The following is an 11,455-nucleotide window of genomic DNA, read 5'->3' as shown; positions in this document are numbered from 1 at the left end:
GGTTACGTCTCCGAAGCTTCCTTGCCAGCCACAAAATCAGCAAAGCGAAGGATTTTCGTATCAACCGCCAAAGACCGCTCATGATCGTATGCCTTCTCCACCCTGGATTTTGTTTTGAGGTAAGCCGTCGTCAGGGCTGAAAAGCTCGACAGATACATGTCGCTGACATCCCGGTTCCTGAGACGGAGCAGGATGGATGCAGGAACGCCCTGCTTCGTCTCGACACGGCTTGCGGCGGCCTCGATCGTATCCCCGGGACCGCGGAATTCCTTCGCCAGCAAAAAGCCGGCCATTCCCTTCGCATCATCAACAGTGAACGCCATACTCATCTTGTTATCCCTGTCTGAAATCCTGTTTTCCGCGTCAGTAAATTTGTCACCCATGACATTTCCCTTGGTTCATAAGGCTCTTGTTCACGGAGCTTGCTGATGACCAAAGGCACTCAAACTGATGGAGACGAGGACGCCCGCTGCGCTCATGCGGGTCGCAAGTTAGCGCCCTCGTCTCAGTCCGCCGCAACGGCGAGCCATGTAATTCCGTTTCCATTCCCTCGCAGGGATACCGCTGCCTCGGTCCCTGCCGGGTGTCCCGAGGAGGACTCGGGACACCCATTCATTCCCCTTGGCACTGCTGTGGCTGCAGTAATCATGCGCCTCGGCAGCAGCCGTTTAAGAGCGTTCGGCCCGGTCTCAGTGGGGGCTGGGGGTAAAGACCGGGCCGATGACGACGGCTCACCTGGGAGCTGAGACCGCCGTGTTCGGAAATGCGATGACGTTGTTTTCGCCGGTTGGCCGGCAGTTGCAGTCGTCTCGGTACTGCAGCTTCGCGTGACGGCTCATGCTGATCAGGATGAAGATGAAAAGAACGGCCAGGGTCAGAGCAAAGCCGATGACGATGCCGATCAGAGTGCCGAATGCCATGAGGATCATGCCTGCCTCCTTGGTGCTGGGACCTGTTTCCGCTCCCAACGGGCCGCGCCTTGCGTGGCCTCAATGGCGTCTTGAGCGTCTATGTCTGTTTGAGCGGATTGAATGTCGGATGGCTTTTCGGATGGGCCGGGGCGCTTGGTCATGCTGCCACCGCCGTTTCTTCGAAGACCGGGGCATCGGCTTCGGCAAACCTTCTCGCCCTCAACTGGCGGCAAACCGCCTGACCGACTTCACGACCGGTCATAAGCATCGACATGAATTGGATCATCGAACCGCGCGTCTCGCGGCTACCGCTTGGCAACCGGTGACGTGCGCATTCGAGACGAAGCTCTTCCGCCCAAAGCATCTGCAGGAGATCGGAACTGCGCGGCGGGAAGGCCCAACCAGATGTCTCTTTTGTCAATTCGAAATGCCAGGGCGTTCCGCCCCATTTCAATTTCTCGGGACGGGGATATTGCCAGACATAGCGATCGCGGCGCTTGCCGTAGAAATCTGGATGATCGAGCTGAAATTCGCTTTCCGTCTCAGCGCGCCAGCGCGGGTCGCGGTATTCCTTGAAGTGCTTAGTGTGAGCTGCGACAATGACGACGTGGCAGCACTTTCGGAAAGCCGTGAGCTGATCGGTCAGGCGCTTGAGAACATCCTTCTCGGACTTGACCTCGACACCGACAATGACGTCTCGGGTGATCGCCGCCACATCGATGCGGTTCGTTCCCTGCCCTGCGCAGTTCAGTTCGTGAACTATGCGAGCGGTCGGCGCCAATTCGCGCAGTCGAGCCACAACGGCGTCCCTGATTTCTCTTTCAGCGGAGGATGTCATGCCACCTCCTCCTCACGCATCGCCGCTGCACACTCCCGGCAGTGTTTCGAACCGGAGCCGCCGCAGGTTTCCTCACCGGGTCTTTGGCAGTTCGGACGAAGGAGAAGGACGGGATGACGGGTCGGGGAAGTACTGACGAGGCCCCGACCCTGCTGATGTGCGGAGGAATTCGAAGCGTCTACATTGTCGCCTCCTGTGGCTGCGCCTTCACTGCTCACTCCATCAGCGGGGAGACTTACGTCCATCGGCGTGGGGGCTTCGGCTTCGCCTTGAGAGGCCGGAGCGATGGGGGAATTCGATGCAGCGCTTTCTTCGGCATCGCGCGCTGCCAGCGATGTAAGGACGGCGTTTGCAGACCCGTCCGAAGCTTGGTCTTCGTCGAGGAATTCACCCGAGATCGGGTCAAATTCCTCAATCTTTTCTACGTGTGCGCGCGGCGCACGAGTGATCTCGTGGAAAACCTCGTCGATCAGCTCGTCTTTCTCGATCAGCGCATGCTCGTCCTTCGCAGCCTCGCGGCGGCGCTTGATCGCGACCTTAACTGCGTCGATTTCAGCCTTGACATTAGCCTTGCCGACGCCAGCGCCGATCAATTGATCGCGGTAGGCGTTGAAGCAGTCGCGCTTGCTGTCGTTGAGGGCTTTGATGTCCGCGTCGATAAGGTCGATTTCGTCAGCGAGGGAACGACGGGTGATCATGCTGCCACCTCGGCAACGATGAAGTCATTCGCAGTGACAGCGCCGAACGTCTCGGCCTGTATCTTCGCCATGATCTTGGGACGGGGAACGCGCTCCATCGCCTTGTATCTCCAGAGCGACTGCCTGCTCACGCCGATACGTTCAGCGAATTCAGCGTCGGACGTTTTGGTTTGGGTGAGCCAGGTTGCTAGGGTCATACACGCATTCTGTCACCATTTTGGTGACGGCGCAAGTGCCTGTCACCATTTTGGATACTCGATACGTAGCCAATTCGGTGACAATGCTTCGAAATGACCGAAGGAAAGTTTCCCAATGGCCTCGAAGAGGCGATGGCGGCCAAGGGTATTGGCCCGACCGCGCTTGGAGATCTGATAAAAAAACCCAAGCAAAGCATATTACGTTGGCGGAAACAGGAGCAGCGGTTAAAGCCAGAAGTCGCAGCGTTGATGGCTCCCCATCTCGGCGTCAGCGTAAGTAAACTGCTGCTGCTGCCAGAGATCCCAGAGACGAAAGTTGCTGGGCGCGTTGGCGCTGGTGGCGCTATTATAGATATTGATGATGATGACTTAAGCGCTGACGCGCCGCCGATTTCAATCGTATCTGGTCAACCATGGGGTGCCGCGACGATATCCGGTGACAGCCTCGGAATGTTTGAGGGCTGGTATGCAATTATTGGCCATCGGGATCGCTGGGATGATTCTCTTTACGGCCGCCTTTGCGTCGTCGGTACTGATCAGAATGAAACTCTTATCAAGTGGGTTGAGCGCACAAAGAAACGCGGCGTGAAACTGATCTCCGGAGACGGGTCTGTGCATACTGACGGCGCCATAATCGAGTGGGCGGCGCCGGTTGTCGGGATGCGTCCGCGATGAAAGTAGGCCCGTCGTTTGTTCTCTGCGTAGGTGTTCCAGCAGGATTGATCGGTGGCTACATCGAAGGGCAGACGGCGGGCCTCATGACATGGGCTTGTGTTACGATAGCCGCCCTCGCCTATTGGGTGGGTGATCTACAGAAAGAGATCAACCACCTGCGCGCTCGCATAAATCAGGAAGGCTTATGACCACCGACCGCTTCAACGAATGCCTTCGCGTGATCCGGTGGACTCCGATCAATCTGGCGTCGGCGCTGCAATGCGATCTGTCGTGGGTGGAAGCGCTGGAAACTGGAAACGAGGAAGTTCCGGTCGGCCTAGCTGCCTGGCTAGAAGTGCTGGCGCAATCTCACCAGGCGCTACCGCCTCCGAAGACATACCGCGGCAAGAGGGCAGCCCTGTGAGTGATTTCGTACATGGTTGAAGTCAAGGTTGTCCCGAACTTGACGTTTTATGGGGATTCCAGCAGCCGCGATAAGGATTACATGGTCGCAGGTGGTTTTGCCATTTCAGGGAACCGTATTAGAGAAATCGAGGACTACATAGCAGGCCTACGCGACGACTTTGGAATTAGGTCTGAATTTCATTGGGCCGAGTACCGGGGCGGAAAACGATCAGCGGCATACCAAGCGCTGATTGATTACGGATTCGACCTCGTGAACAAACGCTACGCAGCACTGCACGTTATCATTTCCCCCTTCAAAGACTACAACCACAAAGGCCGCAAGGGCGAAAACCGTGACACCAGCGTCAATCGAATGTACTATCAAATGTGCCTGCATCGCCTCGCGCGTTTCTATGGAAAGCGGCGGGCGATACACATTCGGCTCGATGCCGGAAACGATTCTGCCGACATATGCGCAATGCGTGATCAGTTGTGTGCCGATGCCTATAAAAAGCATAATGCGCTTCCGAATTGCGTCAGAAGCATTGAGCCCGTAAACTCTGCCCACAACGGCATAATGCAGATGGCAGACGTTTTCGTAGGTGCGATCGCAGCGAAGCAAAACGCCGTCGTGCACAGTTCGCCTAAAGGTGACCTAGCGGATTATGTGCTACGAGCATCGGGACGCCAGACTTGGGCGACGGAAACGAACCGAGACGCTAGATTTCTAACTGTTTGGCATTTCAAGGGGAAGGTTGCAGGTCCCTCGCAGCCCTAGCTCTAGAGCACGGCTGGTCTAGCCAGCGTATTCGGGCTGCGAAGGCCTTGACATACAGATAGGCGATTCAGCCGAATAAACAAGAAATCCTATTCTAATCTTATGATACGGCCCGCTTTGGCGGGCTTTTTTGTGCGCGCTTTATTTTTTGTCACCAAAACGGTTACGGCCTATTGCGCCGTCACCAAAATGGTGACATGCTTTCTCCATCAGCCGCCCGACACGGACGGCGCCATAGATGGGGTCAGCAGATGGCACAGACATCCAACTTCGACAGCCGAGACATGATCGCTCTCGTCACCTTCATGCGCCGCCGGTTCATGGTGAAGAGCTTCGTTGACACCGGATATTTCACGGAAAGCGAGCGTGAGGAGTTCGACCGCCTCTGCGCTGAGATGGACGTCCCGAGCGCACAAACCGCGATGCAGCGCATCCGCGACCGCAACGATGAAGAAGCCGACGACGACTTCCGCGGTGAAGTCCCGGCACTCGTCTCTGGCCTTCGGGGCCATCTCGAAGCCGCCGAGTAACCCTTTCCAATTCAGAGGACACATCCATGCCGACCAAGGCGAAGAAGCAGGACTCCGTGAATACGCAGGCAGAGCAGGAAGTCGTTATGGCCGTGAAGGGCTTCGACAAGAACCTCTCGTGCCGTGGCTACCAGTTCGAACTGGGCAAGACGCACAAGCATGACGGCGTGGTCGAGGCCTGCCGTGGCGGCTTCCATGCCATCGAAGGTTACCCGCTGGAAGTCTTTAACTACTACGCTCCCGGCACTTCGGTCTTTCACGAGGTGGAGCTGCGCGGCCAACTTGCTCGCCATGAAGGCGATAGCAAGATCGCGGCGGCAGAGATCACCATCAAGGCCGAGATCAAAATCCCCGAACTCGTTTCCAGAGCAGTGAAGTGGGTGATGGACCGAGCCAAGCTTGAGGAAGGTGGACACGCCACCGGCACTCGGGGCGCGGCATCCGCCACCGGAGATCAGGGCGCGGCATCCGCCACCGGAGATCAGGGCGCGGCATCCGCCACCGGAGATCAGGGCGCGGCATCCGCCACCGGCGATCAGGGCGCGGCATCCGCCACCGGCACTCAGGGCGCGGCATCCGCCACCGGAGATCAGGGCGCGGCATCCGCCACCGGAGATCAGGGCGCGGCATCCGCCACCGGCACTCGGGGCGCGGCATCCGCCACCGGAGATCAGGGCGCGGCATCCGCCACCGGAGATCAGGGTGCGGCATCCGCCACCGGCACTCGGGGCGCGGCATCCGCCACCGGCTATCAGGGCGCGGCATCCGCCACCGGAGATCAGGGCGCGGCATCCGCCACCGGCACTCGGGGCGCGGCATCCGCCACCGGCACTCGGGGCGCGGCATCCGCCACCGGCTATCAGGGCGCGGCATCCGCCACCGGAGATCAGGGCGCGGCATCCGCCACCGGCTATCAGGGCGCGGCATCCGCCACCGGCACTCGGGGCGCGGCATCCGCCACCGGAGATCAGGGCGCGGCAATGGCTCCTGGCAAGGATGGAAAAGTTTCCGGCGTCGACGGCGTCGTTTTGTTCGCCGTTGAACGCGGCGATTGGGAGGGCAGCGGCTACCCCGCGATTTCCACCGCCTCCGGCATCGTCGGGCAGAACGGCTTGAAGCCGAACGTCTGGTATCGCGCGAAGGCCGGCGAACTCGTCGAAGTGGAAGACGACGATGCGTGATTGCGGCTTCAAACCCTTCCAGGATTGCAACTGCGGCACTGAATGCAAGAGCGCGACTATACCGCTCGGACGTTTTGCCAAGGCTGAAAACCGGACCCTCGGCACGGTTCTCGCGAAGTCCCGCGCTGGATGGGCTGCCGGCTACTTCATCACTCTCTTCATCGCCTTCCTTTGCATCGGAACTGCTGGGGTTCTCCTCGGGAAAGAGCTGGTGGCGATGGACCGGGAAATCATGATTGCGGAGCGCGTGTGATGGCCAGCGCTTTTGAGAACTTCACCAACGGCGCGATCATGGCCCGGAAGACAGCTGCTGAGTGCCTCGTCGAGGCTGAGACAGCATCCCCGGCCCGCGCCTTCCACCTCATCGCAGAACACGACCGGCACATTGAACGCGCCGAGGACTACGAGATGCGCGCCTCCTGGTACGCGCCAAAGATCAAACTGGAGATTGCAGCATGAACGCTTTCGAACGCTTCAATATCAAAAGCCTCTCCCCGACGATGATCGCGCAGTGGGATGCCGCACCGGCCACCATCGTGCTTCGACGCCTCTACGGCATCAAGGGCAAAGCCAACGCCAAAATGTGGCGTGGCGATGCAGTCGAAGCCGGCCTGCAGTTCTGGCTCTATAACCGGAGCCGCGAAGATGCGATGGCGAATGCCAAGGCTCTTGCTGTCGATACGTTCTGGCAGCGCGCCGCCGGTGAAACGTCAGAAGAAATTGAGGAAGTCGTCAAGGGCATCCCCGGCATGGTCGAACAGGCCATCATCGTGGTCAGCACCAGTAATCCGGCCAACGTCATGGGCACTCAGTTCGGCGTCGAAACCTTCCTCGACGATGTCGACGTTCCGATTTACGGCAAGATCGACTTCCTCTTCGAAGACAAGCGCATCGTCGAGTTGAAGACAACGACACGCTGCCCTTCGAAGCTGGAAAGCGTCTCGATCTCGCAACGCTGGCAGGCCGCGCTCTATGCGAAGGCTCGCGGCGTCCCAGTCGCCCTGACCTACGTCACCGACAAGAAGTCGATCGCGTTCGACATCCAGCCTGACGACGCCTCCCTTACCACCATGCGCCGCGCTGCCCTCAGCCTGCAGAAAGCTCTGGCGAAGGCCGACGATGGCGAAACGCTTCTGCGGTCGCTCTCTCTCAATGTCGAGAGCTTCTACTGGGACGAGGAAGTCATGCAGGCCTACGAGGATGCGCTCGAGGGCAAGATCAAGCTTCTCGTTGGTCCCGGCACGGAAGACCTTGCGGCTCAGGGCTATGTCACCTTCGGCAAGCATTCCGGCAAGCACATCTCCGAACTGCCCGACAGCTATCTCTCCTGGCTCATGAACCCGAAGCTTTCCGACGGCGGCATGTTCGACGTTCCGAAGGCACTGCAGGTCGCGATCTCTGACTTGAGGGAGGCAGCATAATGGCACTGAAAGTCACCCGCTCCGACGAGCTGATCAAGGTCGAAACGCTTTGCGTCACGCTCTATTCCCAGCCTGGCCTCGGCAAGACGAGCCTCGCGTTCACGGCTTCCAAGCCTTTGCTGCTGGACTTCGACAAGGGTGCCCACCGCGCCGTTGATCGCAAGGACACGGTGCAGGTTTCCGACTGGCGCGACGTTGCCGCCATCACGGCAGCCGACGTTGCAGCTTACGATACGATCATCATCGACACAGTCGGCAAGGCGCTGGACGTTCTGGCTCAGGACATCATTCGCGGCAACTCTCGCCTGTCTCACGGCGGCGCGCTCAGCCAGCAAGGATGGGGCCAGCTTGGCGTTCGGTTCTCCGCCTTCCTCAAGCTCCTGCGCGGGTTCGGCAAAGATGTGGTGCTGATCGCTCACATGGACGAGCAGAAGGACGGGGACGCTATCAAGGAACGCTTGAAGATCTCCGGCGGGTCGAAAGACCTAGTCCTGACCGACAGCGACGTTATCGCCCGGATATCGATCATCGCCAAGCAGCGTTATCTCGTCTTTTCTCCGACCGAGACGGCCTTTGGCAAGGATCCCGCTGCGCTTGGCGAAGTCGCGGTACCGTCCGCCGATGCGCCGGAATATGCCGAATGCCTGGCTGGCATCATCAGCCAAATCAAGGAACGCCTCAACGACCTTTCCGAAGCTCAGCTTGAACACAAGCAGGAAATCGATTGGTTCTCTGAGAGCCTGCCTAAGATCAACGATGCTGACGGGCTCAACGGCGTCTTAGGCCGCGCCCGATCCGGTGGCCGCGACCTCGTCGTCATGGTCCATGACCGGTCCAAGGCCCTCGGCCTAACCTTCGACAAGGCCTCTGATGAATACGTCGAGGCGCGGCAGGAGGCGGCCTGATGGTCAAGAGGAAGGACAAACCCGTCTACGCCTTCGTCCGTCGCGGCAACGCTCTCGTGCCTGAGATGGAATACGACCTGCAGGCCCTCGACGGCGTAGCCCAAGGCCAGAAGATCCGCATCGAAATCAAGCAGTGGCGGAACATGGATCGCCTCGCTGCCTACTGGTGCATGCTTCACGATTGCGTCGAGGCCACCGGCTGCGCTCCGAGCAAGGAGGCGCTGGACAGCTACATCCGCCCAGCCGTGAACTACGTCGACACGATCCGGCTGGCGAATGGATTCCTCGTCGGCGTTCCTCGCGCGATCAACACCCGCGAATGCGAAGAGCCTGAGATGATGGCATTCTTCAACGCGGCCACAGAGCTGCTTGCCCGCGAGTTCGGCTACGTGCCGCCGGAGCGGAATGCCAACGAAAACCGGAGGGTGGCATGAAAATCCCTGCCTTCACCTGCAAGTCTGGCTGTCATGAGTGCTGCGGGATCGTTCCATTCTCGACGGCCGAGCGCGACAAGGCGTCAGCGGTCCGCCCGCTTGAGCAGTGGGAGCCTTTCGCCAATGGCACATGGGTTGCCGTCTCCGCGCTGATGACGATGAAGTGCCCATTCGTCACCGAGCAGGGCTGCGCGATCTATGAAAACCGCCCGACCGTGTGCCGTCTCTTTGGCGCCGTCGATCACCCGAACATGAAATGCCCCATGGGTTGCGGACCTAAGCGCCTCATGACCGATGCGCAGAGCCGCGAGATATTGAGGAGCGCGGCATGACCAAGACCAATGTCAAAGCCCACACTCGCGGCAAGGACGATCCGTTTGCATCCGTCATGGAAGCAAAGCGCGCGACCTTTGCGCGGAAATGGGGTGTCGAACTGATCGGGGCCAACGACGACCGCCTCGCGAAGCCCATAGCCGATCCGGTACCAGGCCCCGGTCGTTCCACCCTTTCCGAAATAGCAGACCAGCTCATGGCCCTTGCCAGGAGAGCGGGGTATCGGGGATGATCGAGGCTTTCCCGCTCTCCTGGCCCGATGGATGGCCGCGCACAAAGACCCCAGCCCGTTCCCGCTTCGATGTGCCGTTCACATCGGCTCGCGACGGCCTCATGGAGCAGATCCGCCTCCTAGGTGGCAAGCTGCCGATTCTGTCCAGCGACCTTGAGCTTCGCCGTGATGGACTTCCTTACGCCAACCAACGGGAGCCGGCAGATAAAGGCGTGGCCGTCTACTTCCAGTGGAAGGGTCAACAGCGTGTCTTTGCCTGCGACCGATGGGATCGGATCAAAGACAACATCCGGGCGCTGGAAAAGACCATCGAGGCGATCCGCGGCATTGAGAGGTGGGGAGCATCCGACATGCTGGAGCGAGCCTTCACCGGCTTCACTGCATTGCCGTCACCCAACGCAAAGAAGACATGGCGTGAAATCCTGGGCTTTCCTGCCGGCGCGTATCCATCCCGTGAAGGCATAGATATCGCCTTCCGTTCATATGCGAAGCGCGCTCATCCTGATGCCGGCGGCAGTGATGCAGCCATGGCGGAACTCAACTCGGCTAGGTCCGAAGCCTTGAAGGAGATCAAGGGATGAGCGCTTTCCGTATAGCGGCACAGACCGCCTCCCCAGCCCCAACACCAAAGACAAAGGCAGCGAAGAGCAAAGGCTGGATGGATAACCTCTTTGTTGAGAGGAAGTCTGCGGTAGAAAAGCCGTGCAAGACCTGCGGGCGCGCAATGTTCGTCCCAGCTTCAAAGATATCCCAGATTTCGAATTGCTCTCGGTCCTGCATCCAGTTGTCCCTATCCGGCCCAAAAGTCGCTGCCTGGGCAGGGCGCATATGGGAGAAGCGCGACACAACGGTAGAGAAGGACTGTGAAGGTTGCCACAAAACGATGCACCTTCCGCCGTCGAAAACCAACAGAAGGTTCTGCAGCTTAGAGTGCCGTATAGAGCTGACTGAGCGTGCCCTTGCTAAAAAGTGCGTCGTATGCGGCGCCGACTTTAGCGCTTGGAACAAGACCCAGCGCTTTTGCTCTCAGAAATGCAATAACGCAGATGGACGCATTACCTCGACGGAACACTTAGCACTGGCTCAAGAAGGAAGACGCAAGGCCATCGCTAGAGGTCAGGTTGTTTTTCGTTCTGGCCCGGGAAACCCACTTTGGAAAGGAGGGCCCAAAGCTCTTCGAGAGCGCCAGATCAGTTCTGGGAAATCTGCTGAATGGGTTAGACGCTACCGCAGAGAAAATCCTGAAAAGATCAGGGAGTTTTCACAGAGGAGGAGGGCTGCCAAGTCGGCGACGGGAAGATTACCGCGCGGAACCGTAGCGTCCATCCGATCTATCCAGAAAAACAAATGCGCCATCTGCAGGGTGAAGCTGAATGACGGCTTTCATGTCGATCACATCACTCCCTTATCGAAGGGAGGGGAGCACGCACCCCGCAACATCCAAATATTATGCGCGCCGTGCAATGTCCGGAAAAGCGCCAAAGACCCTATCGACTACATGCGTTCTCTGGGGAGGCTTCTATGACCCGCGCTGTAGACGAGTGGATAGGGAAAACCGACGACACCAAGGTTCCAGATCGGGTCAAAGTCAGGATACTGGAGCGCGAAAACTTCGTCTGTCATATCACCGGGGCCAGGATCGACCCGCTGCGAGACGAGTTCGATTTTGATCACAAAGTGTCGCTGATCCTCGGGGGCGAACACCGGGAGACAAACCTCTTTCCTGCGCTTCGAGAGGCACATCGCAAGAAAACTGCAGTCGAGATGGGCGTGAAGTCCAAGATCGCGCGGGTGAAGAAAAAACATCTTCTTGGCAAGAAGCCTTCCAACCTTAACCACCCAATACTCAAACGCCTGATGGACGGCACGGTCGTTGACCGCCGGACTGGTGAGGTAATCAGAGGACACCAGAGATGACTATCATCAATCAACACCTTG

General features: G+C 58.8%; 20 protein-coding genes. 15 read left to right on the top strand and 5 right to left on the bottom strand.

What is annotated here, in order from left to right; translation table 11 throughout:
- Positions 1-2: 2 nt before the first annotated feature.
- The 5 genes from AC2GXZ_RS13405 to AC2GXZ_RS13385 all read right to left on the bottom strand — a co-directional run bounded on the left by AC2GXZ_RS13405 (position 3) and on the right by AC2GXZ_RS13385 (position 2,644).
- On the bottom strand, positions 3-383 hold the full coding sequence (locus AC2GXZ_RS13405; protein ID WP_483759663.1) for a hypothetical protein: 381 nt from the start codon (positions 381-383) through the stop codon (positions 3-5).
- A 348-nt stretch (positions 384-731) separates the two neighbouring features.
- A complete protein-coding gene (locus AC2GXZ_RS13400) occupies positions 732-929 on the bottom strand; it encodes a hypothetical protein (RefSeq protein WP_483759662.1) in 198 nt (65 codons plus the stop codon).
- A 139-nt stretch (positions 930-1,068) separates the two neighbouring features.
- Complete coding sequence (locus AC2GXZ_RS13395; protein ID WP_483759661.1) at positions 1,069-1,749, bottom strand: NERD domain-containing protein; 681 nt, start codon at positions 1,747-1,749, stop codon at positions 1,069-1,071.
- On the bottom strand, positions 1,746-2,447 hold the full coding sequence (locus tag AC2GXZ_RS13390; protein ID WP_483759660.1) for a hypothetical protein: 702 nt from the start codon (positions 2,445-2,447) through the stop codon (positions 1,746-1,748). The genes AC2GXZ_RS13395 and AC2GXZ_RS13390 overlap by 4 nt, the downstream gene beginning before the upstream one ends.
- A complete protein-coding gene (locus AC2GXZ_RS13385; RefSeq protein WP_483759659.1) occupies positions 2,444-2,644 on the bottom strand; it encodes a helix-turn-helix domain-containing protein in 201 nt (66 codons plus the stop codon). The genes AC2GXZ_RS13390 and AC2GXZ_RS13385 overlap by 4 nt, the downstream gene beginning before the upstream one ends.
- A gap of 93 nt (positions 2,645-2,737) precedes the next feature.
- Here AC2GXZ_RS13385 and AC2GXZ_RS13380 point away from each other — a divergent pair, with 93 nt between their 5' ends.
- From AC2GXZ_RS13380 to AC2GXZ_RS13310, 15 genes are all read left to right on the top strand, one after another.
- Positions 2,738-3,319, top strand: coding sequence for a hypothetical protein (locus AC2GXZ_RS13380; RefSeq protein ID WP_483759658.1), 582 nt, complete (start codon positions 2,738-2,740; stop codon positions 3,317-3,319).
- 184 nt (positions 3,320-3,503) lie between these two features.
- Positions 3,504-3,722: a hypothetical protein gene (locus AC2GXZ_RS13375; protein WP_483759657.1), complete on the top strand. Its 219-nt coding sequence runs from the start codon at positions 3,504-3,506 to the stop codon at positions 3,720-3,722.
- 12 nt (positions 3,723-3,734) lie between these two features.
- Positions 3,735-4,481, top strand: a complete 747-nt coding sequence (locus AC2GXZ_RS13370; protein WP_483759656.1) for a DUF3800 domain-containing protein — start codon at positions 3,735-3,737, stop codon at positions 4,479-4,481.
- A gap of 251 nt (positions 4,482-4,732) precedes the next feature.
- Positions 4,733-5,011 carry a hypothetical protein gene (locus tag AC2GXZ_RS13365; RefSeq protein ID WP_483759655.1) on the top strand — a complete coding sequence of 93 codons (279 nt, stop codon included), beginning with the start codon at positions 4,733-4,735 and terminating at the stop codon, positions 5,009-5,011.
- Between the two features lie 26 nt (positions 5,012-5,037).
- Positions 5,038-6,192: a DUF7666 domain-containing protein gene (locus AC2GXZ_RS13360; protein WP_483759654.1), complete on the top strand. Its 1,155-nt coding sequence runs from the start codon at positions 5,038-5,040 to the stop codon at positions 6,190-6,192.
- Positions 6,185-6,445, top strand: a complete 261-nt coding sequence (locus tag AC2GXZ_RS13355; RefSeq protein WP_483759653.1) for a hypothetical protein — start codon at positions 6,185-6,187, stop codon at positions 6,443-6,445. Before AC2GXZ_RS13360 ends, AC2GXZ_RS13355 begins: the two co-directional genes overlap by 8 nt.
- Positions 6,445-6,651, top strand: a complete 207-nt coding sequence (locus tag AC2GXZ_RS13350; protein WP_483759652.1) for a hypothetical protein — start codon at positions 6,445-6,447, stop codon at positions 6,649-6,651. The genes AC2GXZ_RS13355 and AC2GXZ_RS13350 overlap by 1 nt, the downstream gene beginning before the upstream one ends.
- Positions 6,648-7,613 carry a PD-(D/E)XK nuclease family protein gene (locus AC2GXZ_RS13345; RefSeq protein ID WP_483759651.1) on the top strand — a complete coding sequence of 322 codons (966 nt, stop codon included), beginning with the start codon at positions 6,648-6,650 and terminating at the stop codon, positions 7,611-7,613. The genes AC2GXZ_RS13350 and AC2GXZ_RS13345 overlap by 4 nt, the downstream gene beginning before the upstream one ends.
- Positions 7,613-8,518: an ATP-binding protein gene (locus AC2GXZ_RS13340; RefSeq protein WP_483759650.1), complete on the top strand. Its 906-nt coding sequence runs from the start codon at positions 7,613-7,615 to the stop codon at positions 8,516-8,518. Before AC2GXZ_RS13345 ends, AC2GXZ_RS13340 begins: the two co-directional genes overlap by 1 nt.
- On the top strand, positions 8,518-8,952 hold the full coding sequence (locus tag AC2GXZ_RS13335; protein WP_483759649.1) for a hypothetical protein: 435 nt from the start codon (positions 8,518-8,520) through the stop codon (positions 8,950-8,952). Before AC2GXZ_RS13340 ends, AC2GXZ_RS13335 begins: the two co-directional genes overlap by 1 nt.
- Positions 8,949-9,284, top strand: a complete 336-nt coding sequence (locus AC2GXZ_RS13330) for a YkgJ family cysteine cluster protein (RefSeq protein WP_483759648.1) — start codon at positions 8,949-8,951, stop codon at positions 9,282-9,284. Before AC2GXZ_RS13335 ends, AC2GXZ_RS13330 begins: the two co-directional genes overlap by 4 nt.
- Positions 9,281-9,517 carry a hypothetical protein gene (locus AC2GXZ_RS13325; protein WP_483759647.1) on the top strand — a complete coding sequence of 79 codons (237 nt, stop codon included), beginning with the start codon at positions 9,281-9,283 and terminating at the stop codon, positions 9,515-9,517. Before AC2GXZ_RS13330 ends, AC2GXZ_RS13325 begins: the two co-directional genes overlap by 4 nt.
- Positions 9,514-10,098, top strand: coding sequence for a J domain-containing protein (locus AC2GXZ_RS13320; protein ID WP_483759646.1), 585 nt, complete (start codon positions 9,514-9,516; stop codon positions 10,096-10,098). Before AC2GXZ_RS13325 ends, AC2GXZ_RS13320 begins: the two co-directional genes overlap by 4 nt.
- Positions 10,095-11,042, top strand: coding sequence for an HNH endonuclease (locus AC2GXZ_RS13315; RefSeq protein ID WP_483759645.1), 948 nt, complete (start codon positions 10,095-10,097; stop codon positions 11,040-11,042). The genes AC2GXZ_RS13320 and AC2GXZ_RS13315 overlap by 4 nt, the downstream gene beginning before the upstream one ends.
- Entirely contained in the window at positions 11,039-11,434 is a 396-nt protein-coding gene (locus tag AC2GXZ_RS13310; RefSeq protein WP_483759644.1) for an HNH endonuclease, read from the top strand. Before AC2GXZ_RS13315 ends, AC2GXZ_RS13310 begins: the two co-directional genes overlap by 4 nt.
- Positions 11,435-11,455: the final 21 nt, after the last annotated feature.

The organism is Aliirhizobium sp. YIM B11859 (assembly GCF_057163345.1).
Note: the sequence above shows the minus strand (reverse complement) of the source record. Positions and strands in the feature narration are given on the sequence as shown.

Coding starts and splice junctions, on each gene's coding strand:
- AC2GXZ_RS13385 (WP_483759659.1), bottom strand. CDS start 2,644: ATGACCCTAGCAACCTGGCTCACCCAAACCAAAACGTCCGACGCTGAA.
- AC2GXZ_RS13325 (WP_483759647.1), top strand. CDS start 9,281: ATGACCAAGACCAATGTCAAAGCCCACACTCGCGGCAAGGACGATCCG.
- AC2GXZ_RS13315 (WP_483759645.1), top strand. CDS start 10,095: ATGAGCGCTTTCCGTATAGCGGCACAGACCGCCTCCCCAGCCCCAACA.
- AC2GXZ_RS13340 (WP_483759650.1), top strand. CDS start 7,613: ATGGCACTGAAAGTCACCCGCTCCGACGAGCTGATCAAGGTCGAAACG.
- AC2GXZ_RS13310 (WP_483759644.1), top strand. CDS start 11,039: ATGACCCGCGCTGTAGACGAGTGGATAGGGAAAACCGACGACACCAAG.
- AC2GXZ_RS13370 (WP_483759656.1), top strand. CDS start 3,735: ATGGTTGAAGTCAAGGTTGTCCCGAACTTGACGTTTTATGGGGATTCC.
- AC2GXZ_RS13330 (WP_483759648.1), top strand. CDS start 8,949: ATGAAAATCCCTGCCTTCACCTGCAAGTCTGGCTGTCATGAGTGCTGC.
- AC2GXZ_RS13405 (WP_483759663.1), bottom strand. CDS start 383: ATGGGTGACAAATTTACTGACGCGGAAAACAGGATTTCAGACAGGGAT.
- AC2GXZ_RS13375 (WP_483759657.1), top strand. CDS start 3,504: ATGACCACCGACCGCTTCAACGAATGCCTTCGCGTGATCCGGTGGACT.
- AC2GXZ_RS13360 (WP_483759654.1), top strand. CDS start 5,038: ATGCCGACCAAGGCGAAGAAGCAGGACTCCGTGAATACGCAGGCAGAG.
- AC2GXZ_RS13390 (WP_483759660.1), bottom strand. CDS start 2,447: ATGATCACCCGTCGTTCCCTCGCTGACGAAATCGACCTTATCGACGCG.
- AC2GXZ_RS13400 (WP_483759662.1), bottom strand. CDS start 929: ATGATCCTCATGGCATTCGGCACTCTGATCGGCATCGTCATCGGCTTT.
- AC2GXZ_RS13345 (WP_483759651.1), top strand. CDS start 6,648: ATGAACGCTTTCGAACGCTTCAATATCAAAAGCCTCTCCCCGACGATG.
- AC2GXZ_RS13320 (WP_483759646.1), top strand. CDS start 9,514: ATGATCGAGGCTTTCCCGCTCTCCTGGCCCGATGGATGGCCGCGCACA.
- AC2GXZ_RS13335 (WP_483759649.1), top strand. CDS start 8,518: ATGGTCAAGAGGAAGGACAAACCCGTCTACGCCTTCGTCCGTCGCGGC.
- AC2GXZ_RS13380 (WP_483759658.1), top strand. CDS start 2,738: ATGACCGAAGGAAAGTTTCCCAATGGCCTCGAAGAGGCGATGGCGGCC.
- AC2GXZ_RS13350 (WP_483759652.1), top strand. CDS start 6,445: ATGGCCAGCGCTTTTGAGAACTTCACCAACGGCGCGATCATGGCCCGG.
- AC2GXZ_RS13355 (WP_483759653.1), top strand. CDS start 6,185: ATGCGTGATTGCGGCTTCAAACCCTTCCAGGATTGCAACTGCGGCACT.
- AC2GXZ_RS13365 (WP_483759655.1), top strand. CDS start 4,733: ATGGCACAGACATCCAACTTCGACAGCCGAGACATGATCGCTCTCGTC.
- AC2GXZ_RS13395 (WP_483759661.1), bottom strand. CDS start 1,749: ATGACATCCTCCGCTGAAAGAGAAATCAGGGACGCCGTTGTGGCTCGA.